The organism is Rubrivirga sp. S365 (assembly GCF_032248475.1).
Lineage (GTDB): Bacteria > Bacteroidota > Rhodothermia > Rhodothermales > Rubricoccaceae > Rubrivirga > Rubrivirga litoralis.
This window is the reverse complement of sequence record NZ_JAVTTN010000001.1, coordinates 2,856,378-2,876,974: the sequence shown is the minus strand read 5'-3', so window position 1 is coordinate 2,876,974 and position 20,597 is coordinate 2,856,378. Positions and strand designations below refer to the sequence as shown.

The following is a 20,597-nucleotide window of genomic DNA, read 5'->3' as shown; positions in this document are numbered from 1 at the left end:
GCCCTGTCCGGTGGCTCTCCCGTGCCCGCCGTCAGGGGACGGGCGGGGGTGGGCGTGTCCCTACGGCCGCGGACGGTGGGCTGCCTGGGGCGGCGCCTCAGCAGCCGCTCGTGCGGTGCCGCCCCGCCCGCCCGACGAGCGCGCCGGGCGGGGCGGCACTCGACAGGTAGAGCGCGGGCCGCGAGACGACGTAGTGGTCGGCCTCGTCCAGCAGCAGGTCGAGCCGGCCATCGCCGTCCAGATCCCCGGCCCACAAGAGGGCGGGGCGGCCGTCGCCGACGAGGTGCGCGACGGGCTGCCCCACCCCGCCCGCCGACAGCACGGCGACGCGGGCGGGGCGGACGGGCTCGGGCGCGCCCACGGCCTCCGGGCCTTCGACCACGCTCAGCACGTAGGCCGCCCCGCCCAGCCTCAGGCCGATCTCGCCCGACGCGAGCGGCCACCGCCCGGCGAACGCCGTCGGCGCCGGCCCGTCCGCGAACGGGCGGGGTGGTCGGACGAGGAACAGGGCGTCGTCCTCGACGGAGCCCCACGCGTCGACGGTCGAGAACGGCGTCGTTACGCGCCGGCCGGTGGGCGGGCCGCCCGGGTCGTCCACGACCTCGTCCCGGACCGTCTCGACGCGGACGGCGAACGACCGGAGCGCCACCCCGCCCAGCGTCGGGTAGAGCCCCTGCCACCGCTCGCCGGTCTGCACCTCGACCTCGTCGCCGTGGAACGTGCCCGCCCCGCCCAGGAGCGCCACCGCCCCGCCCGCCGTGTCGGCGGCGGCGGCGAGCGCCCGGAACGAGTCGGCCGCGACCGGCTCGCCACGCGGACCGCGGGCGAACAGATCGAGCGGGGCGGGTGCCGGCGCCGCGTCCCGCTCGGCGGCCGCGGGCGGGGCGGCTGGCGACGGCGCCTCGGGCTGGCAACCGGCGAGGAGAGCGAGCAGGAGCCAGCGTGTGGACACGGACGCAGGGCGGGGCGGCGTGAGGCGCGCACGGACCGTGCCCGGCCGCCCCGCCCGCAGAACAGGGCGCGAGGCCGACCGCCCCGCCCTCCGGCAGGACCGGCAGGACGCGGGGCCGCATCAGACAGCCGCCGTGCGTCTGCCTCGGGGCGGGGCGGCGTATGACGCGCCCTGTCACCCCGGCCTCGTACTTTGGCGCATCCCCCGGACACGCACGCCAATGCCCGTCGTCGACACGATCCCGCTCCACGAGACCGCCAAGGAGCGGTACCTCACCTACGCCCTCTCGGTCATCACGAGCCGCGCGCTCCCCGACGTCCGCGACGGGCTGAAGCCGGTCCAGCGGCGGATCCTGTACGCGATGTACACGGGGCTCCGGCTGACGCCGGAATCTAGGCACAGAAAGAGTGCGACGATCGTGGGGGAAACAATGGGCAAGTACCACCCGCACGGCGATACGGCGATCTACGACGCCATGGTGCGGATGGCCCAGACGTGGTCGCTCCGCGCGCCGCTCGTCGACGGCCAGGGCAACTTCGGGAGCCTCGACGGCGACGCGGCCGCGGCCATGCGCTACACCGAGGCCCGGCTGCGGCCGCTCGGCGCCGAGTTGCTCCGCGAGATCCGCCAGGACACGGTCCCCTTCCGGCCGACCTACGACGGCCAACTCTTCGAGCCCGTCGTGCTCCCGGCGACGGCCCCCAACTTCCTCGTCAACGGGGCCACCGGGATCGCGGTCGGGATGGCGACGAACGTGCCGCCGCACAACCTGGGCGAGGTCGTCGACGCGGCCCTGGCGCTGCTCAAGAGCCCGAACGCGCGCGTCGACACGCTCCTGCAGTACGTCCAGGGACCCGACTTCCCGACCGGCGGGCGCATCCTCAACACGCCCGAGGAGATCGCGAAGATCTACGAGACCGGCGAGGGCGCCGTCGATCTAAGGGGCGAGTTCGAGACCGAGGGGAAGAGCCGCGTGGTCGTGACCTCGATCCCGTACGCGACCCAGAAGGCCGACCTCATCGAGAAGATCGCCGACCACATCCGGGCGGGGAAGGTCCCGCAGATCGTCGACATCCGCGATGAGTCGACCGAGGACGTCCGCATCGTGCTGGAGCTGAAGCGGGGCGCGAGCGCCGAGGCCGCGATGGCGTACCTGTTCAAGCACACGCCGCTCCAGAGCCGCTTCCACGTCAACATGACGGCGCTCGTGCCGACGGACAATCCGGAGGTCGCGGCGCCCGAGAAGGTGGACCTGCGGACGGCGCTCCGCCACTTTCTCGACTTCCGCCTCGACGTGGTCACGCGGCGGCTCGCGCACGAGCTCCGCGCGCTCGAAAAGCGGATCCACATCCTCGAAGGGCTCGCCGTCATCTTCGACGCGCTCGACGAGGCGATCGCGCTCATCCGCGCCTCGAAGAACAAGGCGGACGCGAACGGCCGGCTCCGCCACCGCTTCGGGATCGACGAGGACCAGGCCGACGCCGTGCTCGAGATCAAGCTCTACCGGCTGGCGCGGATGGAGATCGACGCCATCCTCAAGGAGCTCCGCGAAAAGGAGGCCCGGGCGGCCGAGATCCGCGCGCTCCTGGCCGACGAGGCGGGGCGGTGGAAGATGGTCCGCCGCGAGCTCCGCGACGTCAAAAAGCAGTACGCCGACGAGCGCCGCACGGCCGTCTCCGGGCCGGACGCCGTCGTCGAGTACTCGGCCGAGGACTACATCACGAAGGAGGACGTCTACGTCATCGTGACGCGCGACGGCTGGGTCAAGCGGCAGCGGTCCTACACCGACCTCGACGCGATCCGCGTGCGCGAGGGCGACCGCGTGCTCTACGCGCTCGCGGCGTCGACGCGCGCGACCGCCGGGTTCCTGACGTCGGCCGGGCGGTGCTACACGATGCGCGTCGACGACCTCCCGCAGACGACGGGCTATGGCGACCCGGTCCAGAAGTTTTTCGACTTCGCGGACAAGGAGACGGTCGTGGGCGTGGTCTCGTTCGACGACCGCGTGCTCCCGACGGGCGTCCCCGAAGTCGACGGCGAGCCGCAGCCGGAGCTGTTCGCGGGCGACGGCGCGCCCGTGGGCGACAACGTCGTCGCCGGCCCGTACATCGTCGCCGTGTCCTCAGACGGGCTCGCGGTCCGCTTCGAGACCGAGACGTTCGTGGAGCCGTCGAACAAGAACGGCCGCGTCTTTATGCGCGTGAAGTCGGGCGAGCGCGTGATCGGCGCCGAGGTCGCGGCGGGGTCCGAGAACGTGTGCCTGGCGTCGCGGCAGGGCCGGGCGCTCATCTTCCCAGTCCCGCAGGTGCCGGTCTTCAAGAGCGCAGCCAAAGGCGTCATCGCCATGCGCCTGAGCGGGGCGGACGACCGCGTGCTCGGGATGGCCGTGTCGGAGGCCGCCCGGCGCGGGCTCGAAGTCGAGACCAGCCGCGGCCGCACCGAGATCGTGCGCACGACCAAGTTCGAGGTGACCAACCGCGGCAACAAGGGCGCGACGATCATCAGCCGCGGCACGCTCCGCGCGGCGACGGCGGACCCGACGGAGCTGCACCTGCCGGGCCGCGAGTAGACCACCCCGCCCCGCTCTGAGACTGCCCCACCAGACTGCCCCGCCCATGGTGGGGCGGGGTGGACGCGAGGCGCGCCGGGCGGGGCGGCGTAACCTGGGCGGGGCGGCCGCGTACCGCTGCTGCTCCACCGCCACCCCGCCCCCATGCTCCCCGACGGCTTCGACTTTAACGACGTCCGCTTCTACCTGGCCCTCTTCGTGACGGCTGGGCTCCTGTTCGTCACGTGGCGCGCGCGGCGGATCGTGCGCGCCCAGGACGCCGAAGACCGAGAGCTCGCGCTCGCAGAGGCCGCGGGGCGGACGAGCGTCCTGGGGCCGCCCCGCCCCGTGGAGCGGGTCCGGGCGGGGCGGTAGGGCGAGGCGAGACGCCCTCGCGTCGCGCTCGGCGCCTCCGTCCAGCAGGCAGGCCTCCCTGTGCCACCCCGCCCGGGCGGGGCGGGGCGGGGCGGGGCGCTACAGCGCGAGCTCGTTCGTCCAGTAGGCGTCGGCGCCCGGCGTCTCGTCAATGAGGCCGCGCTCGTGCATCCACGCCTCAAGCTGCCGGTAGTAGTCGGCGCTCATCGAGAAGTCGTGCGTGAAGCAGGGGACGGTCGCGTCGTAAATGGCGCGCGTGAGGGCGTCGCCGGCGTCCGTCTCGGTGTGCGCGAAGTAGACGGCGCGGGCGGCCTCGGGCGCCTGCTTGACGGCGTCGACGCCGCGCCGGAGCACGCGGACGAGCGCCTCGAACGCCGCGCGCCGCTCGGCGAGCGCGTCGGGGTGCGCGATGAGGATGAGCTGGCAGAAGTCGGGGACGCCCCAGTCCTTGAGCGCGAACATTCGCACGTCGAGCCCGCGGTGCTCGGCCTCGACGATCTCGAAGTTGTGGAACACGAGCGTGGCCACGTCGGCTTTGTCCTCGGCGAGCGCGTCGGTGTGGTAGAACGAGTTGTTGACGCGGCCGTAGCCGTCTTCGGTGCCGGTCGGCCCGCCGTCGGCCTCGACCATCGTGGCGACGATGGCGGGTCCGCCGGGGCCGGGAGCGCCGGGGTACTGGATCCGCCGCCCCGCCATGTCGCGCGGGCGGGCGATCTCGGCCTTCGCCATCACGCCGCCGTTGGTGTGGAGGAAGCGAGCGAACCCGACGCACGGCCGGCCCTCGGCCCGGTCCTCGACGAGGTGGAGCGGCTCGGTGACGGCCACGTCGAGCTCGCCCCGCTCGATGGCCTCGACGGCGTCGAGGTGCTCCTCGGGCTCGACGAGCTCGATCTCTAGCCCTTCGTCGGCGAACCAGCCGCGGTCTTGGGCGAGGAGGAACGGGACGTGGTCCGGGTTGAGGAACCACTCGAGGCCGATGCGGAGGCGCGTCATGGGGGCGGGGCGGGGTGGGAGTAGGCGGAAGCTCCCGGGGCCACCCCGCCCGGGCACGCGCGTGCTCGGCGGGCGTGAAGCGCTCCCTACGCCGGTACGAGCCGGATCAGGTGCGGAGGGTCTGTCTCAGCCGCCCCGCCCGCACGAGGCGGGCTGGGGACGGCACCCCTGGCTTCCGGCGTCAAAGTACACCGCCCCGCCCAAGGTGAGGGCGGGGCGGCGGGGTGCTCTCTCAGCCTGGGCGCTGGTAGTTCAGCCCGAACGTGCCCGTCCAGGTGCCGCCCAGGCCGGGGCGGGCGCCTTCGGCCGTGTGGAACGCGGGAGCCCGTACGATCGCGAGGGCCGCGTCCAGCAGCGGCCCGCCCCCGCTGACGACGTCGATGTCGTAGGGGACGCCGTCGGCGCCGATCGTGTAGCGGACTTCCGCTGTCCCCCCCGCCGCGTTCTCCTGAGCGAGCGTGGAGGGCAGTGAGCGGATGCGGCGCTCGATCTCCGCCCCGCCCGAGAGCCGGGACACGTCGACGCCCCAGTAGCGGACCTCGCCCGGCGCCATCCCCTGGTCCTCGCCGGCCGGCAGCCGGAACGTGATGGGGACCGCGAACCGGACCGGCACCGCCTCCCCGCCCTGGCGGCCGGGCTCGAACCGGAGACCGCGCACGGCGTCGAGCGCCGCCGCGCTCAGCCGGTCGTCCGGCGAGCGGAGCACGGCCGGGTCCGCCACCCCGCCCGCCTCGGTCACGACGAACTGGACGACCACCTGGCCCTCGACGCCTTCGGCCCTGGCGTCCTCGGGGTAGACGACCCGCTCCTGGAGCGCCTCCAGGCCGCCGACCAGCTCCGGCTGGACCTCGGCCACGTTGTAGACGCCGTCGGCGCCAGCCTCGGGCACGGGCGGGGTGGCCGCCCCGCCCTCAAGCTGGAACGTGACGGGGACGGCGAACCGGACGCGGACGGGCTGCCCGTCCTGCATACCGGGCTCGAACCGCGCCTCGCGGACGGCCTCGGCCGCCGCTTGGTCCAGGCCGTCGTTGCCCGTCGAGCGGAGCAGCTGGAGGTCCGTCACGGCTCCCTCTTTGCTCACGATAAACTGAAGGACTGCCGTGCCCTCGACGCCCGCCTGGTGCTGGAGCTCGGGGTAGTCGAGGCGCTCCTGGAGGCCCTCCAGCCCGCCGATGAGCTGGGGTTGGACGTCGGCCACCTCGTACACCTCGTCCGTCGTGTCGGGTGGGGCGAGCGCGCGGTCGCCCGCGGGATCGGGCGGGGCGGGGTGGGGAGCCGTCATGGCCGCGAGTCCGCCAGCGAGAACGAGCGTCAGGAGGCCGGCGAGGCGGCCGCGGCGGGCGAGGCGGCGGGCGCGGTCGGGCGAGAGGGTGCAGGTCATGGCGTCGATGCGGGTTTTGAGGGACGAATCCCCCCGCCCCGCCCCCAGCGCGAGGGGCGGGGCGGGGAGGGAGGCGTAGCGGAGGAGGAGGTCGGCGTAGGTCCGGCGGCGGCCCGGGCAGGCCGCGAGCACGGCGGCGTCGGCGGCCCGCTCGCGGTCGAGGTCGAGGCCGCGCCCGAGCGCCTGCGCGAGCGGGTGCCACACGAAGGCGGCGGCGACGGCGCGCTGCGCCGCGTGCCACGCGAAGTCGGCCCGGCGGACGTGGGCGAGCTCGTGGGCCAGCGCCACGTCGAGCGCCGCCCCGCCCAGGTCGGCTGGCACGGCCACGACTGGGCGCCGCCAGCCGACCGTGAACGGGGCCGCGCCGGGCGGCGCCTCGACGGCCGCGACCGGCCGCCCGACGCCCGCCCGCTGCCGGGCCGCGTCGAGGGCCGCCGCGACGGCGGGCGGGGCGGGGGGGAGGGCGCGCCGCACGCGGGCCAGGCGCAGCGCGCCGCCGGCGACCCGCACGAGCGCGACGACGCTCGCGGCGAGGGCCAGCGCCGTCAGCACGCCCAGGGCGATGAGCCCGGCGGGCGGGGCGACGAGGGCGGGTGCGGCCGCCCCGCCCCCGACGACGACCTCGGGCAGCCACGTCACGGCGGGCGGGGCGAAGGCGGCGAGCGCGACGGGCACGTTGGGCGCCCACGCGCCCAGAGCGGCCGGCACGGCGAGCGCGACGGGCAGCGCGGCGAGCGCCGCCCCGCGCACGGGCAGCCCGACGGCGGCCTCGGCGCGCGTCAGGCGGAGCGCGCCCTCAATGATGAGCGCGAGCACGGTCCAGGCGGCGACGGGGAGCCAGAGCGACCCTAGCGCCGCCCCGCCCAAACTGGCGAGCGTGGCGGCGTCAGGCATCGGAGGGCGGGGCGGGGTCGTCCTCCAGGCGGTCGACGATCCGGCGGAGGTCGGCGCGGTCGGCCTCGCTCAGCGAGCCCTGGTCCACGAGGGTCTGGACGAGGTCGCGGGCCGAGCCCCCGAACACCTTGTCGAGGATGCCCGAGAGCACGGTCCCCTGGACCTCCTCGGGCGGGCGGGCTGCCGAGTAGACGTAGGCCGTCCCCTCGGGCTCGTACTGGAGGTAGCCCTTGTCGGCCAGGTTCTTCATCACCGTCATGACGGTGGTGTAGGCGAGGCGGCGGCGCGCGGAGATGCGGTCGTGGACGTCGCGGGCCGTCGCGCGGCCGAGCGCCCAGACCTCGCGGAGCACCTCCATTTCGGTCCCGCCGAGCGGGGTGAGGGGGTTTCTCATAGAGCTTCGGTCGGTTCGTACTAATTGTATAGTAGATCGGGGGCGAGCGCAACCCCCCGGATCATTTTTTCTGACCCACCCCGCCCGTCGCCGCCCTGCTCGGCTACGGGCGGGGCGGTCCTGCACGGCGCCGCTCCTCCCAGGCGCCGTTGCAGGGGACGGCGCTACGGCATCCGCCCCGCCCGTGCCGTGGGCGGGGCGGGCATTGTGCCCCCATGCGGACACCACGCGTAGTGTCCCTACGAATCTGGGCCGCTACGTTTTTGAGGGCGGGGCGGCCCCAGACGTCTCGGCCTGACGGCATCGCATGCAACGGCGCTACGACGGCCACCCCGCCCACGCCACGGACGGACCCAAAGGGCGGGGCGGTGATCTTCTGCTGCCCGCTGCCCGCTGCCCGCTGCCCGCTGCCCGCTGCCCGCTGCCCTCTTCACCGAGTCTCGGCGCGGTGGCCGGTGGTGGAATCCGCCGGCCGCCGCGTATATTCGTCAGCCCCGCCCGGCGTCACCGGCGCTAGGCAGAGCGGGTCGAGTAGCTCAGTTGGTAGAGCAACGGACTGAAAATCCGTGTGTCGGCGGTTCAAGTCCGCCCTCGACCACCCCGCCCGGATCGCGGCCTCACGGTTAAGATCCGGCGGAGCGGCCACCCCGCTCGCCCCCGCCCACATGGGGGCCGTAGTTTGGTCGCACCCCGCTGGCCCGGTAGTTCAGTTGGTTAGAACGCCTGCCTGTCACGCAGGAGGTCGCGAGTTCAAGTCTCGTCCGGGTCGCCCGACGCCCCCGCTTCGCAGGAAGCGGGGGCGTTTTGGTGTAGAGAGGGGCGGGAGGAATCGGGCACGAGCAGAGGGCGGGGCGGCCTGTAGCGCCCGCTCATCCCTCTATCCCGCATCCCTCGATCCCTCCTAAAACACCCCCGCCTGCCCCCAGGACAGCTTTTCGCGGATGGTCGAGAAGTAGTCGCGGTCGGGGAGCGTCACGAGGCGGACGGCGTGGTCCGACCGGCGGACGCGGACGACCACGTCGCCGCCGCCGTCGAGCAGCGTCGACGTGCCGTCGACGGCGAACGCGAACGGGTGGCCCCGCGTCTCGACCCGGAGCACGAGCTCGGCGTCGCACGGGAGCACGATGGGCCGGGCGGTCAGCGTGTGCGGGGCGATGGGCGCCACGACGATGACGTCCGCGCCCGGCACCAGGATCGGCCCGCCCACCGAGAGCGCGTAGGCCGTCGACCCGGTCGGCGTGGCCACGACGAGGCCATCGGCCCAGTACGTGTTGAGGTGGGCGCCGTCGACGGTCGCCTCGACCTGGATCATGCTCGTCGTGCCCGACTTGTCGACGACGACGTCGTTGAGCGCCCACGCAGGGAGGTCGGCGAGCGCCGGTCCGTCCGCCGCCCCGCCCGCGCGGCCGGTGCCCGAGACCTCGACGGCCAGCGTGATCCGGCTCTCGACCCCAAACGCCCCGGCTTCGAGGAGCTCGACGGCATGCTCGACGTCGGCGACCTCCACCTTCGTCAGGAACCCGAGCCGGCCGATGTTGACGCCCAGGATCGGCGTCCCCTCGGCCCGGTGCGCCGAGCGCAGGAGCGTGCCGTCGCCCCCGTACGAGAGCAGGACGTCGGCGTCGGCCGCGACGTCGTCCGAGCCGTGCTCGGCGGCGAACGCGTCGTCGACCAGGCCGCGCGCGACGAGGCCTTCGGCGACGTCGGCGTGGAGCCGGAACGCGATCCCCTTGCGGTGGAGCCACCGCGTGAGCGCGGTCACGGGCTCCCAGAGCGCGTCTTTCGTCGTGTTGCCGGTGATGCCGTACGTCATGCGGGGAGGGGCGCGTCCAGAGGGGACGGTGCCAACGACGGCCGCCCGTGCACCGTTCGGGCGGGGCGGGCGCCCTCGTAGACGCTCCGCCAAGTCCCGTCCGGCGACCCAGCCTCACCGCTGTGCCCCCGCCGCCGTGCGCTCGAACCCTGGGCGACCGCCTACGGCGCCACCTCGGACCGGCCCTCTCCCTACGACCCCGCCCCGCCCAGAGCCTGCGCCAGGTACGGTGCGGTCTGGCTGACCGGCGCCTGCGCCACCTCCCGAGGCGTCCCCTGCGCCACCACCCGGCCGCCCTCGTCGCCCGCGCCGGGGCCGACGTCGATCACCCAGTCGCTGCCGACGACCAGCTGCATGTCGTGCTCGACGGTGAGCACGGTGTGCCCGGCGTCGACCAGCCGTGCGAGCTGAGCGGCCAGGCGCTCCACGTCGGCGGGGTGGAGGCCCGTCGTGGGCTCGTCCAGGACGTAGAGCGTGTGGCCGCGCCCCGCGCGCTGGAGCTCGGTCGCCAGCTTGACCCGCTGCGCCTCCCCGCCCGAGAGCTCCGTGGCGGGCTGCCCCAGCCGGAGGTAGCCCAGCCCCACCTCGCGCAGGGTGTCGAGGCTGCGGAAGACGGGCGCGTCGTCCCGGAAAAAGTCCCACGCGTCGTCGACGGTCATGGCGAGCACGTCGGCGATGGTCTGGCCGCGGTACCGGACCTCCAGCGTCTCGGCGTTGTAGCGCGAGCCGTGGCAGACGGGGCAGGGCGCGTAGACGCTGGGAAGGAACAGCAGCTCCACCATCACCCACCCCTCGCCCTGGCAGTGGGGGCAGCGCCCGCCCTTGACGTTGAAGGAGAAGCGCCCCGGCTTATAGCCCCGCTCGCGGGCCAGCGGCGTGGCGGCGAACAGCTTGCGGACGGGGTCGAACAGGCCGGTGTACGTCGCCATGTTGCTCCGGGGCGTGGCCGATCGGCTTCTGGTCCACTTGCACCAGGCGCGACAGCGAGCCCACGTCGCCCTCCAGGCTCGCGGCAGCGCCCGGTGGCTGAGCGTCCTCGAGGTCGCCCTCGTCGGCGGGGCCCGTCTCCGACGGCCCGCCGCTCTGGCCGAGGCGAGCCGCCAGCGTCTCGGCCAGCACCTGGCTGACCAGCGTCGACTTGCCCGAGCCCGAGACGCCGGTCACGCACGTCAGCACGCCCAGCGGGAACGAGACGCTGAGGTCGCGGAGGTTGTGGCGCGTCACGCCGCTGAGCTCCAGCCACCCCGAGGGCGCGCGCGGCGGGCGCTTCTCGTGGGGCGCGGCGCGGAACAGGTACCCCGCGGTCTGGGAGCCTTCCACGTTGCGCAGCCCCTCGGGCGGACCGCTGTAGAGGACCTCCCCGCCCTGCTCCCCGGCTCCCGGCCCGACGTCCACCAGCCAGTCGGCCTGGCGGATCACGTCGAGGTCGTGCTCCACCACGAACAGCGAGTTGCCCGCTGCTTTGAGGCTGGCGAGCGCCGCCAGCAGCGCCTCGGTGTCGGCGGGGTGCAGCCCGGCCGAGGGCTCGTCCAGGACGTACACCACGCCGAACAGGTTGGAGTACAGCTGCGTGGCCAGGCGCAGCCGTTGCAGCTCGCCCGGCGAGAGCGTCGGCGTCGAGCGCTCCAGCTGGAGGTAGCCCAGCCCCAGGTCCAGCAGCACGTCCAGCCGAGCGACCAGGTCTTCGGTCAGGCGCTGCCGGGCGAGGGCCTGGGCGGGGTGGTCCTGGGCGTGCTTCCCGCTCCCCTGGCCGCTGGCGTAGGGGCGCAGCAGGGCGGCCACCTCCTTGAGCGGCAGGCGCGAAAAGTCGGCGACGTCGAGCCCGGCGAACGTGACGGCCAGCGACTCGGGCCGGAGCCGCTTGCCGTGGCACAGCGGGCACTCGGCCGCGATCATGTACGCCTGCACCCGCCGCCTCATGGCCGCGCTCTCGGTGTTGGCGAAGGTGTGCATGACGTGCCGCCGGGCGCTGCTGAAGGTGCCCATGTAGTTCGGCTCGTCCCCACGCTCCACGGCCTGCCGCGTCTCCTCGAAACTCCGGCCCCGGTAGACCGGCTCGACCGGCTGCTCGTCGGTGAACAGGATCCAGTCGCGCGTGGGCTCCGGCAGGTCGCGCCACGGGACGTCCACGTCGACGCCGCGCGTCACCAGGATGTCGCGCTGGTTCTGGCCGCCCCACGCCTGCGGCCACGCAGCGACGGCCCGCTCGCGGATGGTGAGCGACGGGTCCGGGACCATCGACGCCTCGGTGACCTCGTAGACCACGCCTTGGCCGTGGCACTCGGGGCAGGCGCCCTCGGGCGTGTTGGGCGAGAAGCCCTCGGCGTAGATGATGTCCGGTCCGTTCGGGTACGTCCCGTCCAGGCCTGGCGGGTAGGTCCCGGCGCGCGAGTACAGCATCCGGACTAGGTTGGAGAGCGTCGTCACGCTGCCCACGGACGACCGCGCGGTCGGCGCGCCGCGCTGCTGCTGCAGGGCTACGGCCGGCGGCAGGCCCTCGACGGCGTCCACGTCGGGCGCGCCCACCTGGTTGAACAGACGGCGGGCGTAGGGCGAGACCGACTCGAGGTAGCGCCGCTGCGCCTCGGCGTAGAGCGTCCCGAAGGCGAGCGACGACTTGCCCGAGCCGGACACGCCGGTAAAGACGACGAGCGCGTCGCGCGGCACCTGGACGGAGAGGTCTTTGAGGTTGTGCTCGCGCGCTCCGCGCACGCGCACGAAGCCGGAAAACTCAGCGGGGGTCGACATGGTGGCGCAGGTGGGGCGGGGCGTGCGGCCGAGTGGCGGGGCGGCCGGACGGCCCCGTAGGAGAGGCCCGAGGGCGGGGTGGAGCAGGGGCAAGCGGACGACGACCTCTCACGAGGCCGAGTTCGGGGGCGCCCGTGAGATCGCGTCGAGAAAGGCGCCGGGTAGAGGTCCCGGACACCGGCGGGCGGGCGAACCGCAGGGCCGAGGCGTGGTAGGACGTGGTCCCCTTCCTGTACCCTGATGCCCTCCATGCGCGCCGCGGCGATCGACCAGTTTGGCGGCCCGATCACCGTCCACACGCTGCCGGTCCCCGAGCCCGGGCCGGACCAGCTCGTGTTCCGAGTCCACACGGCCGGCGTCGGCGTGTGGGACCCGAACGTCCGCAGCGGGTCGATGGCGAAGAGGGCGGGCGCCCACCCGAGCTTCCCGCTCGTCCTCGGCTCCGACGGCGCCGGGACGGTCGTCGCCGTGGGCGAGAACGTGGTGCGGTTCCGTCCAGGCGACGAGGTCTGGGCGATCGGGACCGTCAACGAGACCGGCGGGTTCTTCGCCGAGTACGGGCTCGCCCTCGAAGACCACGTGGCGGCGCTGCCCGACGCGCTCCCGCTGGCGCAGGCCGGCGCGCTCGGCGTCGACGCGGCGACGGCGATGGGGGGGCTGAGCGGAGCGCTCGACCTCCAGTCTGGCGAGGCGCTGATGGTGTACGGCGCGAGCGGCGGCGTGGGCCACCTCGCGCTCCAATTCGCGAAGCGGATGGGTGCGCGCGTGCTCGCGGTCGCCTCCGGCGCCGACGGCGTGGCCCTTGTGGAGGCGCTCGGCGCCGACGCGTCGGTCGACGGCAGGACGGCCGACGTCGCCGCCGCGGCTCGGCGGTTCGCGCCGGACGGGCTCGACGCCGCGCTCGTGCTGACGAACGGGGGCACGCTGGACGCGGCGCTCGCGGAGATCAAGGACGGAGGCCGCATGACATGGCCGAACGGCGTCCGGCCCGTGCCCGACGTGCCCGAGGGCGTTCACGGGCAGGCGCACAACGCGACGTTGTCGCTCGACGCCATCAACGACCTGGTCCGGTCTTCGGGCGACGGTCTCCCGCCGTTCCAGGTCCACGTCGCCGAGGCGTTCCCGCTCGACGCCGTCCCCGAGGCGCTGCGGGCGCTCGACGCGCACTACGTGGGCAAGCTCGCGGTCACCGTCGCCGGCTAACGCGCGCGGGCGGGTCGGCGGCGTGCTACGGGCTCCGGTGCTCCGACGGGCACGGCCCCGTTAGCGGCCGGGGGCGGGGTGGGGGAGCTGAGAAGTAGGAAGCGGGGAGGAGCGCCCGCCCCGCCCGTTCCGCCCCGCCCTGTGGCGCCGACGGGGCGGGGCGGTCATCTTCCCGTACCCCGTACCCCGTACCCCGTACCCCGTACCCCGTACCCCGTACCGCATTTCCATGCACGCTGTCATCGTCGGAAACGGGATCGCCGGCGTCGCCGCGGCCCGCCACGTGCGGAAGGGGGACCCCGGCGCCCGCGTCACCATGATCTCGGACGAGACCGCGGACCCGTTTTCGCGGACGGCGCTGATGTACGTCTACATGGGCGTGCTCGCGCGCGCCCACACGCACCTCTACGAGCGCCGGTTCTGGGACGAGAACCGGATCGACCGTGTCCTCGACCGCGCCCTCGCCCTCGACCCCGCTGCCCGCGTCCTCACGCTCCACGAGGGCGGGGCGGTGCCCTACGACCGGCTCCTCGTGGCGACGGGCTCGCTCCCCGCCCTCCCGGACTGGCCGGGCCGCGACCTCGACGGCGTCCAAGGGCTGTACCACCTGGCCGACCTCGACCGGATGGAGGCGGCGGCGCCCGGCGCGGCCCCGGACCCCGCCGTCGTCGTGGGCGGCGGGCTGATCGGCGTCGAACTGGCCGAGATGCTCCGCACCCGGGGCGCCGCCGTCACGTTCCTCGTGCGCGAGGAGCGCTACCTGCCGCGCGTGTTCTCGGCGTCCGAGAGCGCGCTCGTGGCCGCCGAGGTTCGGCGCCACGGCGTCGACCTGAGGCTCGGCACCAAGGTCGAACGGATGGAGGGCGCGGGTCACGTCGAGGCCGTGGTCACGAGCCGCGGCGAGCGCCACCCCGCCCGCTTCGTCGGCGTGGGCACGGGCGTGCGGCCGAACGTGGCGTGGCTGGCGGGGAGCGGCGTCGAGGTCGGGCGGGGTGTGCTCGTCGACCGGACGCTGGCGACGTCGGCGCCCGGCGTGTGGGCGGCCGGCGACTGCGCCGAGCTCCGCGACCCGCCGGACGGCGTGCGCCCGCGCGAGCCCATCTGGTACACGGCTCGGCTCCAGGGCGCGACGGCCGCGCTCGGCATGCTGGGCCGCCCGCGCGTCTACGCGCCGGGCGTGTTCTACAACTCGGCCAAGTTTTTCGACCTCGAGTACCAGGTCTACGGCCGCACCGAGCCCGCCCCGCCCGACAGCACGGGCGGGGCGGACTGGGAGTGGACCGACGGCGCCCGCCACCTCCGCCTCCACCACGAGGGCGGGGCGGTCCGCGGCGTGAGCGCGCTGAGCGTCCGGCTCCGGCAGGACGTTTGCACGCGGTGGATTGCCGAGGGCTGGACGCTGGAGGCGGCGCTCGCGGACCTGGGCGCGGCGCGGTTCGACGCCGAGCTGTCGCGCCCGCTCGGGGTGTAGCGCGCGCGGTGGGCGGGGGCGGGGTGGCCGCCCCGCCCGTCTGGGCGGCCTACCTTGCCCCATGCCCGTCGTGCTCCCCGACTCTACGCCGCCCCGCGTTCGCGCCGCGATCGCGGACGCGAAGGCGCGGCTCGAAGCGCTCTACGGCGACCGGCTCGACCGGCTCGTCCTCTATGGCTCGCGCGCCCGAGGCGACGCACGGCCGGACTCGGACGTTGATTTGCTCGTGGTGCTCCGCGGGGCGTACGAGCCCTACGCCGAGCTCAAGCGGACGGCCGTGCTCCGCCTCGAGCTGTCCATCGAGCACGGCGAAGACGTCTCGATGCAGCCGTACGGCGCAGACGAAGTCGCGGCGGACGTCAACTCGTTCTTGCGGGCGGCCACGGGCGAGGGCGTCGCGCTGTGACGGAGCACCAGCAGGCCCTGTTCGACAAGGCGGAGCGGGCGCTCGCGTGCGCGCGATCCGCGTTGGAGGCCAGCGACGCGGAGGCCGCCGTGAACAGGTCGTACTACGCCTGCTTCTACCCGGCTCAAGCAGCGCTCCTCGGCGTTGGGGAGCGGCCCAAGACGCACGCGGGCACCCACAACCGCTTCGCCTTCCATTTTGCCCGGTCGGGTCGCGTCACCCCTGACATCGCGGGCATCCTCCCGCACGCCGCCCAGGCCCGCGAGCGAACGGACTACGACGCGTTCGCTGTGACGGACGCCGCCGCCGACCTTCTCGCCGACGCCGAGCGGTTCGTCCGCGCCGTCCGCGAGGTCGTCGTGCCTCCCCGCCCGTAGGTCCCGCCCTGCCCGCCGTACGATGGGCGGGGCGGGGCGCGTCCGGCACCACCCCGCCCGTTGGGACCGCCCGCACGTCCCGTCCGCTCGGTCCGCCTGTCGGGACCGCCCCGCCCTCGGGCGCCCTCACGTTATGCCCGACCTCCCGCTCGCGCAGCCGCGCCTCGCCCTGTTCGACAACCCGGCGTTCCGGCCGACGGCCGTGCAGCGGCTCGGGCTCGCGCTCGTCGGCGTGGGCGGGGTGGCCGGCGTGGTCGCGCTCGCGAGCGATCTGGGCGCGCGGCACCCGCTGGCCTTCTCGCTCGCCTTCCTGGGCGGGCTAAGCGCGGGCGGGGTGGTCTACGCGCTCGGCGGGCTCGCGCGCTCGGCCGGCGTCCACAACGAGGGGACCATGTTCTCGTCGAACGAGGCGCGCGGCGCGGTCGGGTGGACGGTCGGCGTGGTGCTGACGGGGCTCTACGTCGTGCTCTACTTCTGGCCGGCCGCGCTGGGCGGGCTGATCCCGCTGGGCGACCCGCTCTCGCGGCTCGTCCGCGGGATGCCGGCGACGCTCGCCAACGGCGGGCAGTGGTTCCTCTACTCGACGCTCTACACGCTGGCCGTGCTGGTCATGGGCGTGCGCGCGTTCGTCCGCTACCGGCACAGCCGGTACCACCTCGTGCGGACCGTGAGCGTGGTGTTTTTCCAGACCGTGATCGCGTTCGCGCTGCCCTACGTGCTCGTCCGCCTGCAGGAGCCCGAGCTGTACCTCCACTACACGTGGCCGCTGGACTTCGACCTGTTTTTCCCGTGGAAGGTGGCCGAGCTCCGCGAGGCGGGGCAGCTGGGCGTGGCGATGGTGGTGTGGGGCGCCGTCCTGCTCGCCGTCGTGACGCCGGTGCTCACCTACTTTTTCGGGAAGCGGTGGTACTGCTCGTGGGTCTGCGGCTGCGGCGGCCTCGCCGAGACGGCCGGCGACCCGTACCGCCACCTCTCGGACAAGGGCCTGACCGCGTGGCGCGTCGAGCGGTGGATGGTCCACGGCGTGCTCGCCCTGATCGTCGCCGGGACCGCCCTGCTGTGGGTCGCGGCCGTGGCCGACGTCGCCTGGCTGGACGCCACGGCGGGCACGTTCTCGTGGCTCTACGGGCTCCTCATCGGCTCCGTCTTCGCCGGCGTCGTCGGCGTCGGGTTCTACCCGATCATGGGGAGCCGCGTGTGGTGCCGGTTCGGGTGCCCGATGGCGGCCATCCTGGGCCTTCAGCAGCGGTTCTTCTCGCGTTTCCGCATCACGACGAACGGCGGCCAGTGCATCTCGTGCGGCCAGTGCTCGGCGTACTGCGAGATGGGGATCGACGTCAAGTGGTACGCGCAGCGCGGGCAGAACGTGGTGCGCGCGGCGTGCGTGGGGTGCGGCATCTGCGCGACGGTCTGCCCGCGCGGCGTGCTCCGCCTCGAGAACGGCCCGGACACGAGCGGCCCGTCCCGGGCGGGGCGGCCGGTCAACAACCTCATCGCGGACCTCGACATCCTCGACGACGCGCTGTTCGAGACCGCCCCGCCCGCGGCGGGGCCGCCGGTCGGGCGGGGCGGGCCGACGGTCGAGCGAGCGTCGTGAGCGGGGCGGAGACCGGGAAGCGCTCGCTCGCCGCGCTCGCGTTCGGCGTGGGCGGGGCGGCGAGTTCGGTGCCCCTCGCCCTGTTTCTAAGAGGAGCCAGCGTATGGCCGTTCGGCATCAGCGGAGCCGCGGGGGCGCTCGCGCTCGTCCTCGCGTTCGGCGTGGGCGGGGCGGTAGCGGCGTGGCGCGGGGCCTGGCGCGTCGTGGCGCCCGCCCCGCCCCTGGCCGCCGGCGCCGGCGGCCGCGCGCTCCCCTCCGGCGTGTCGCGCGGGATGGGCGTGGCCTTCCGCGGCTTCGCCCTCGGGTGCGCCCTGTTCCCCGTCGCCGTCGCCCTGGTCACGCTCGGGACGACCCTGGCCGCGGGCGGGGCGGTGGGTGCGGTGACGGTCCGAGTGGCGATCCTCGCCGTCGTGGGGCAGGTGGTCGGGTTCCTGGCGGCCGGCGCCGTCGGCTCGTTTACCGTCCTCCCGCTCGCGCTCGTGCTGGGCGGGGCGGCCGGCGGGGTCCTCGGCCGCGGACGCGCCGCCCCGCCCGTGGGCTAAGGCGGCCGCCCCGCCCCCGTTGGGTTCACCGGGCGGGGCGGCCGTCGCCGCGCGACCCGGGCTGTTCAGCCGAGCCGGTCGAGCAGCTTGTCGTAGTCGTCGTGCTTGCCGATCCAGAACCACGTGACGTGGTCGTCCTGGCGGTAGCCCACCATCCGGTAGTCCTGGCTGACGCGGACGGACCACGCGCCTTCCTCTTCCGAGACCCGCTTAAAGTGGAGGCTTGGGTAGCGCTCGTCTTGGTCGAGCCGGTCGAGCGCCTTGAGGGTCCGCGTCTGCACGTGGCCGGGCAGCTTCTGGAGCCGTTTGAGGTAGCCCTTCGTAAAGTCGAAGGTCACAGGCTCGCTTTAAGCTCATCAAGGCTGAGCGTGCCGTTGTCGGCTGCGTCCTGTCGAGCCTCGGCCACCATCGAGGTCCAGTGCGCCGGGCTCGTGTGGGCGAAAAGCTCGTCCCAGCGTTCGTCAGCGTCCAGCTCCTTGAGGAGCTGGCGGGCGTAAAACTCCTGGTCCCGCTGCGGCAGGCGTCGGAGGCGGTCGATGGCGTCCTGGAGGAGGGCGGTCATGGCGTGGAGTATACCCGGTCGCGGTGCGCGAGGGGTGGAACGCGCCGGGCGCTCTCCCAGCGTGCAGGCCGAGAACCGACAGTTGGCCGCGGAACCGCCGCCCCGCCCGCGAGCCAAGGCGCCCGCCCCGCCCCGGCGGCCGCCCCGCCCGTTACGGGGCGACGACGCGGAAAAAGTGGTCGGCCGAAGTGCACGGCGTCACGCCGCCCTCGGCGTTCTCCTCGCCCCGCGCCTCGACGCGGTCGCCGGGCTGGAGCGTGCCCAGGTCGGGAAAGTCGCTCGCGGCGCACAGGTTGATCCGGGCCGGGACGTGGACCGTCCGCTCGCCGGCGTCGGTGCGCACGACGACGAGGGCGTCGCCGTCGTAGGCGAGCGGGGCGGCGTCGACGGAGACGACCTCACCGCGGAGCACGTCGCCTGTGGGCGGGGCGCAGGCGGCGAGGGCGCACAGGCCGGCAGAGAGGGCGAGCAGGGCGGGGCGGAGGCGCATGGCGGTCGGGGAGGCATCGGCGCCCCAACGCGCGGGCGGCTCGCGGGGTTACGTCGCGGGCGGGGCGGGGTCTACCGGCGCCCACCCCGCCCGCTGCCCATGCCGACGTCCCAGCTGTCCCGCGTCTGGAGCGCCGCCGTCCTCGGCGTCGACGCGCTCCCCATCGAGATTGAGACGCACACCGAGCCCAACATCCCGCGGTGGACGGTCGTCGGGCTCCCGGACGGCGCCGTGCGCGAGAGCCGCGACCGCGTGTGGGCGGCGCTGAAGACAAGCGGGCTGCCGGTCCCGCGCGGGGCCGTCACCGTCAACCTGGCGCCGGCCGACGTCCGCAAGGAGGGGTCGGCGTACGACCTCCCGATCGCGCTCGGGCTGCTGGCCGCCGTGACGGGCGGGGCGATCGCGCAAGACGTGCTGGACGAGGTCGTCGTCGTGGGCGAGCTGGGGTTGGACGGCGCGGTGCGGCCCGTGCGCGGCGTGCTCCCGATGGCGGCCGGCGCGCGCGCCGAGGGCCGCCGCGGCATCCTGGTGCCGCCCGAGAACGCGGCCGAGGCCGCCGTCGTCGAGGGGCTCGAGGTCTACCCCGTGGCCACGCTCCGCGAGGCGTTCGACTTCCTGGCGGAGCGGGGCGGTGTGGGGACGCCCGCGGCGCCGGTCTCGCTCGAAGCCGCGACCGCCCCGCCCGGCGGGCTGGACTTCGCGGACGTCCGTGGGCAGGGGCTCGTGAAGCGCGCGCTCGAAGTGGCCGCGGCCGGCGGGCACAACGCGCTCATGGTCGGCCCGCCGGGCTCGGGCAAGACGATGCTGGCCCGACGCCTCCCGACGGTCCTCCCGCCCTTGACGCCGACGGAGGCGCTGGAGACGACGAAAATTTTGTCGGTGGGCGGGCGGCTGAACGGGGCCGCGCGGCACGGGCTGGTCGCCGAGCGCCCGTTCCGCTCGCCGCACCACACGATCTCGAACGCCGGCCTGTGCGGGGGCGGCTCGAACCCGATGCCCGGCGAGATCTCGCTCGCTCACAACGGCGTCCTGTTCCTGGACGAGCTGCCCGAGTTCGACCGGCCGGTCCTCGAAGTCCTGCGGCAGCCGCTCGAAGAGGGCGAGGTGACGATCGCGCGGGCGCGGGCGACCGTCCGCTACCCCGCCCGGTTCATGCTCGTGGCGTCCATGAACCCGTGCCCGTGCGGCCACGCCGGCGACCCGACGCGGGCGTGCGTGTGTGCGCCGGGCCAGGTGCAGCGGTACCTCGCGAAAGTGAGCGGGCCGCTCCTGGACCGGATCGACCTCCACGTCGAGGTCACGCCGGTCCCGTTCGAGGACCTGCGGCGCCGCGAGGACGCCGAGCCCAGCGCCGCCGTCCGCGAGCGCGTCGTGGCGGCGCGGGCGCGCCAGGCCGCGCGGTTCGAGGCCGACGGCGGCGCGAGGGGCCGCTATTGCAACGCGCAGATGACGGCCCCCGAGGTCCGCCGCTGGTGCCGCCTCAACGCGGGCGGGGCGGGGCTCCTCAAGGCCGCGCTCACGACCCTCGGCCTCAGCGCGCGCGCCCACGACCGCATCCTCAAAGTATCGCGCACGGTCGCCGACCTCGCCGGCGCCGATGACGTCCAGGCCGAGCACGTGGCGGAGGCCGTCCAGTACCGCTCGCTCGACCGGGCGGGGTGGGGGCAGTAGCGCCCTCGGCGTCCGCCCCGCCCTCGGCGGCCGCCCCGCCCTCGGCGCTCGGTCCGGGGCACGGGGCGGGGTGGTCGGCGGCGTCGGGTCCTGCGTCGTGGTATGCGGGCGGGGTGGCGGAACCGGGCCGCCCCGCCCGTGCGCGGCGGTACGTTGGGGGACGTCTCCCGCCTTCGCCCC

General features: G+C 74.5%; 17 protein-coding genes, 2 tRNA genes, 1 pseudogene and 1 riboswitch. Of the genes and pseudogenes, 11 read left to right on the top strand and 9 right to left on the bottom strand.

The window, feature by feature from the left end:
• Positions 1 to 97: 97 nt before the first annotated feature.
• The gene (locus RQM47_RS12670; RefSeq protein ID WP_311665065.1) at positions 98 to 952 is read right to left on the bottom strand and encodes a hypothetical protein; all 855 of its coding nucleotides are present in this window, start codon (positions 950 to 952) and stop codon (positions 98 to 100) included.
• A 220-nt stretch (positions 953 to 1,172) separates the two neighbouring features.
• On the opposite strand from RQM47_RS12670, the gene RQM47_RS12665 reads away from it, so the two are divergent.
• Together RQM47_RS12665 and RQM47_RS12660 are read left to right on the top strand one after the other, a co-directional pair.
• Positions 1,173 to 3,521, top strand: coding sequence for a DNA topoisomerase IV subunit A (locus tag RQM47_RS12665; protein ID WP_311665063.1), 2,349 nt, complete (start codon positions 1,173 to 1,175; stop codon positions 3,519 to 3,521).
• A gap of 144 nt (positions 3,522 to 3,665) precedes the next feature.
• Entirely contained in the window at positions 3,666 to 3,875 is a 210-nt protein-coding gene (locus RQM47_RS12660) for a hypothetical protein (RefSeq protein WP_311665061.1), read from the top strand.
• A gap of 99 nt (positions 3,876 to 3,974) precedes the next feature.
• On the opposite strand, the gene RQM47_RS12655 is transcribed toward RQM47_RS12660, so the two are convergent.
• The 3 genes from RQM47_RS12655 to RQM47_RS12645 form a co-directional block, all read right to left on the bottom strand.
• The gene (locus tag RQM47_RS12655) at positions 3,975 to 4,868 is read right to left on the bottom strand and encodes an ABC transporter substrate-binding protein (protein ID WP_311665059.1); all 894 of its coding nucleotides are present in this window, start codon (positions 4,866 to 4,868) and stop codon (positions 3,975 to 3,977) included.
• 77 nt (positions 4,869 to 4,945) lie between these two features.
• Positions 4,946 to 5,043, bottom strand: a riboswitch (TPP riboswitch).
• A gap of 57 nt (positions 5,044 to 5,100) precedes the next feature.
• A complete protein-coding gene (locus RQM47_RS12650; protein WP_311665057.1) occupies positions 5,101 to 7,143 on the bottom strand; it encodes a M56 family metallopeptidase in 2,043 nt (680 codons plus the stop codon).
• On the bottom strand, positions 7,136 to 7,537 hold the full coding sequence (locus RQM47_RS12645) for a BlaI/MecI/CopY family transcriptional regulator (protein ID WP_311665053.1): 402 nt from the start codon (positions 7,535 to 7,537) through the stop codon (positions 7,136 to 7,138). Before RQM47_RS12645 ends, RQM47_RS12650 begins: the two co-directional genes overlap by 8 nt.
• 525 nt (positions 7,538 to 8,062) lie before the next feature.
• On the opposite strand from RQM47_RS12645, the gene RQM47_RS12640 reads away from it, so the two are divergent.
• Both RQM47_RS12640 and RQM47_RS12635 read left to right on the top strand, forming a co-directional pair.
• Positions 8,063 to 8,135, top strand: a tRNA-Phe gene (locus RQM47_RS12640).
• Between the two features lie 97 nt (positions 8,136 to 8,232).
• Positions 8,233 to 8,306: transfer RNA gene (locus RQM47_RS12635), tRNA-Asp, on the top strand.
• A gap of 132 nt (positions 8,307 to 8,438) precedes the next feature.
• Here RQM47_RS12635 and RQM47_RS12630 read toward each other — a convergent pair.
• Both RQM47_RS12630 and uvrA read right to left on the bottom strand, forming a co-directional pair.
• On the bottom strand, positions 8,439 to 9,350 hold the full coding sequence (locus RQM47_RS12630; protein WP_311665050.1) for an NAD(+)/NADH kinase: 912 nt from the start codon (positions 9,348 to 9,350) through the stop codon (positions 8,439 to 8,441).
• 191 nt (positions 9,351 to 9,541) lie between these two features.
• Positions 9,542 to 12,098: pseudogene (gene uvrA / locus RQM47_RS12620) on the bottom strand (excinuclease ABC subunit UvrA).
• A gap of 240 nt (positions 12,099 to 12,338) precedes the next feature.
• Between uvrA and RQM47_RS12615 the strand changes: the two are divergent.
• The 6 genes from RQM47_RS12615 (at position 12,339) to RQM47_RS12590 (ending at position 17,694) form a co-directional block, all read left to right on the top strand.
• The gene (locus RQM47_RS12615; RefSeq protein WP_311665046.1) at positions 12,339 to 13,301 is read left to right on the top strand and encodes an NADP-dependent oxidoreductase; all 963 of its coding nucleotides are present in this window, start codon (positions 12,339 to 12,341) and stop codon (positions 13,299 to 13,301) included.
• A 229-nt stretch (positions 13,302 to 13,530) separates the two neighbouring features.
• Positions 13,531 to 14,772 carry an FAD/NAD(P)-binding oxidoreductase gene (locus RQM47_RS12610; RefSeq protein WP_311665043.1) on the top strand — a complete coding sequence of 414 codons (1,242 nt, stop codon included), beginning with the start codon at positions 13,531 to 13,533 and terminating at the stop codon, positions 14,770 to 14,772.
• Between the two features lie 70 nt (positions 14,773 to 14,842).
• A complete protein-coding gene (locus tag RQM47_RS12605) occupies positions 14,843 to 15,178 on the top strand; it encodes a nucleotidyltransferase domain-containing protein (RefSeq protein WP_314009216.1) in 336 nt (111 codons plus the stop codon).
• Positions 15,175 to 15,555 (top strand): HEPN domain-containing protein, encoded by a 381-nt coding sequence (locus RQM47_RS12600; RefSeq protein WP_311665039.1) that lies wholly within the window; start codon positions 15,175 to 15,177, stop codon positions 15,553 to 15,555. Before RQM47_RS12605 ends, RQM47_RS12600 begins: the two co-directional genes overlap by 4 nt.
• A gap of 133 nt (positions 15,556 to 15,688) precedes the next feature.
• On the top strand, positions 15,689 to 17,152 hold the full coding sequence (locus tag RQM47_RS12595) for a 4Fe-4S binding protein (RefSeq protein WP_311665037.1): 1,464 nt from the start codon (positions 15,689 to 15,691) through the stop codon (positions 17,150 to 17,152).
• Complete coding sequence (locus tag RQM47_RS12590) at positions 17,149 to 17,694, top strand: hypothetical protein (RefSeq protein ID WP_311665035.1); 546 nt, start codon at positions 17,149 to 17,151, stop codon at positions 17,692 to 17,694. Before RQM47_RS12595 ends, RQM47_RS12590 begins: the two co-directional genes overlap by 4 nt.
• A gap of 65 nt (positions 17,695 to 17,759) precedes the next feature.
• On the opposite strand, the gene RQM47_RS12585 is transcribed toward RQM47_RS12590, so the two are convergent.
• The 3 genes from RQM47_RS12585 to RQM47_RS12575 all read right to left on the bottom strand — a co-directional run bounded on the left by RQM47_RS12585 (position 17,760) and on the right by RQM47_RS12575 (position 18,746).
• Positions 17,760 to 18,032: a hypothetical protein gene (locus tag RQM47_RS12585; protein ID WP_311665033.1), complete on the bottom strand. Its 273-nt coding sequence runs from the start codon at positions 18,030 to 18,032 to the stop codon at positions 17,760 to 17,762.
• Positions 18,029 to 18,256 (bottom strand): hypothetical protein, encoded by a 228-nt coding sequence (locus RQM47_RS12580; RefSeq protein ID WP_311665030.1) that lies wholly within the window; start codon positions 18,254 to 18,256, stop codon positions 18,029 to 18,031. Before RQM47_RS12580 ends, RQM47_RS12585 begins: the two co-directional genes overlap by 4 nt.
• A 151-nt stretch (positions 18,257 to 18,407) precedes the next feature.
• Positions 18,408 to 18,746: a hypothetical protein gene (locus RQM47_RS12575; RefSeq protein ID WP_311665028.1), complete on the bottom strand. Its 339-nt coding sequence runs from the start codon at positions 18,744 to 18,746 to the stop codon at positions 18,408 to 18,410.
• Between the two features lie 99 nt (positions 18,747 to 18,845).
• On the opposite strand from RQM47_RS12575, the gene RQM47_RS12570 reads away from it, so the two are divergent.
• On the top strand, positions 18,846 to 20,417 hold the full coding sequence (locus RQM47_RS12570; protein ID WP_311665025.1) for a YifB family Mg chelatase-like AAA ATPase: 1,572 nt from the start codon (positions 18,846 to 18,848) through the stop codon (positions 20,415 to 20,417).
• Positions 20,418 to 20,597: the final 180 nt, after the last annotated feature.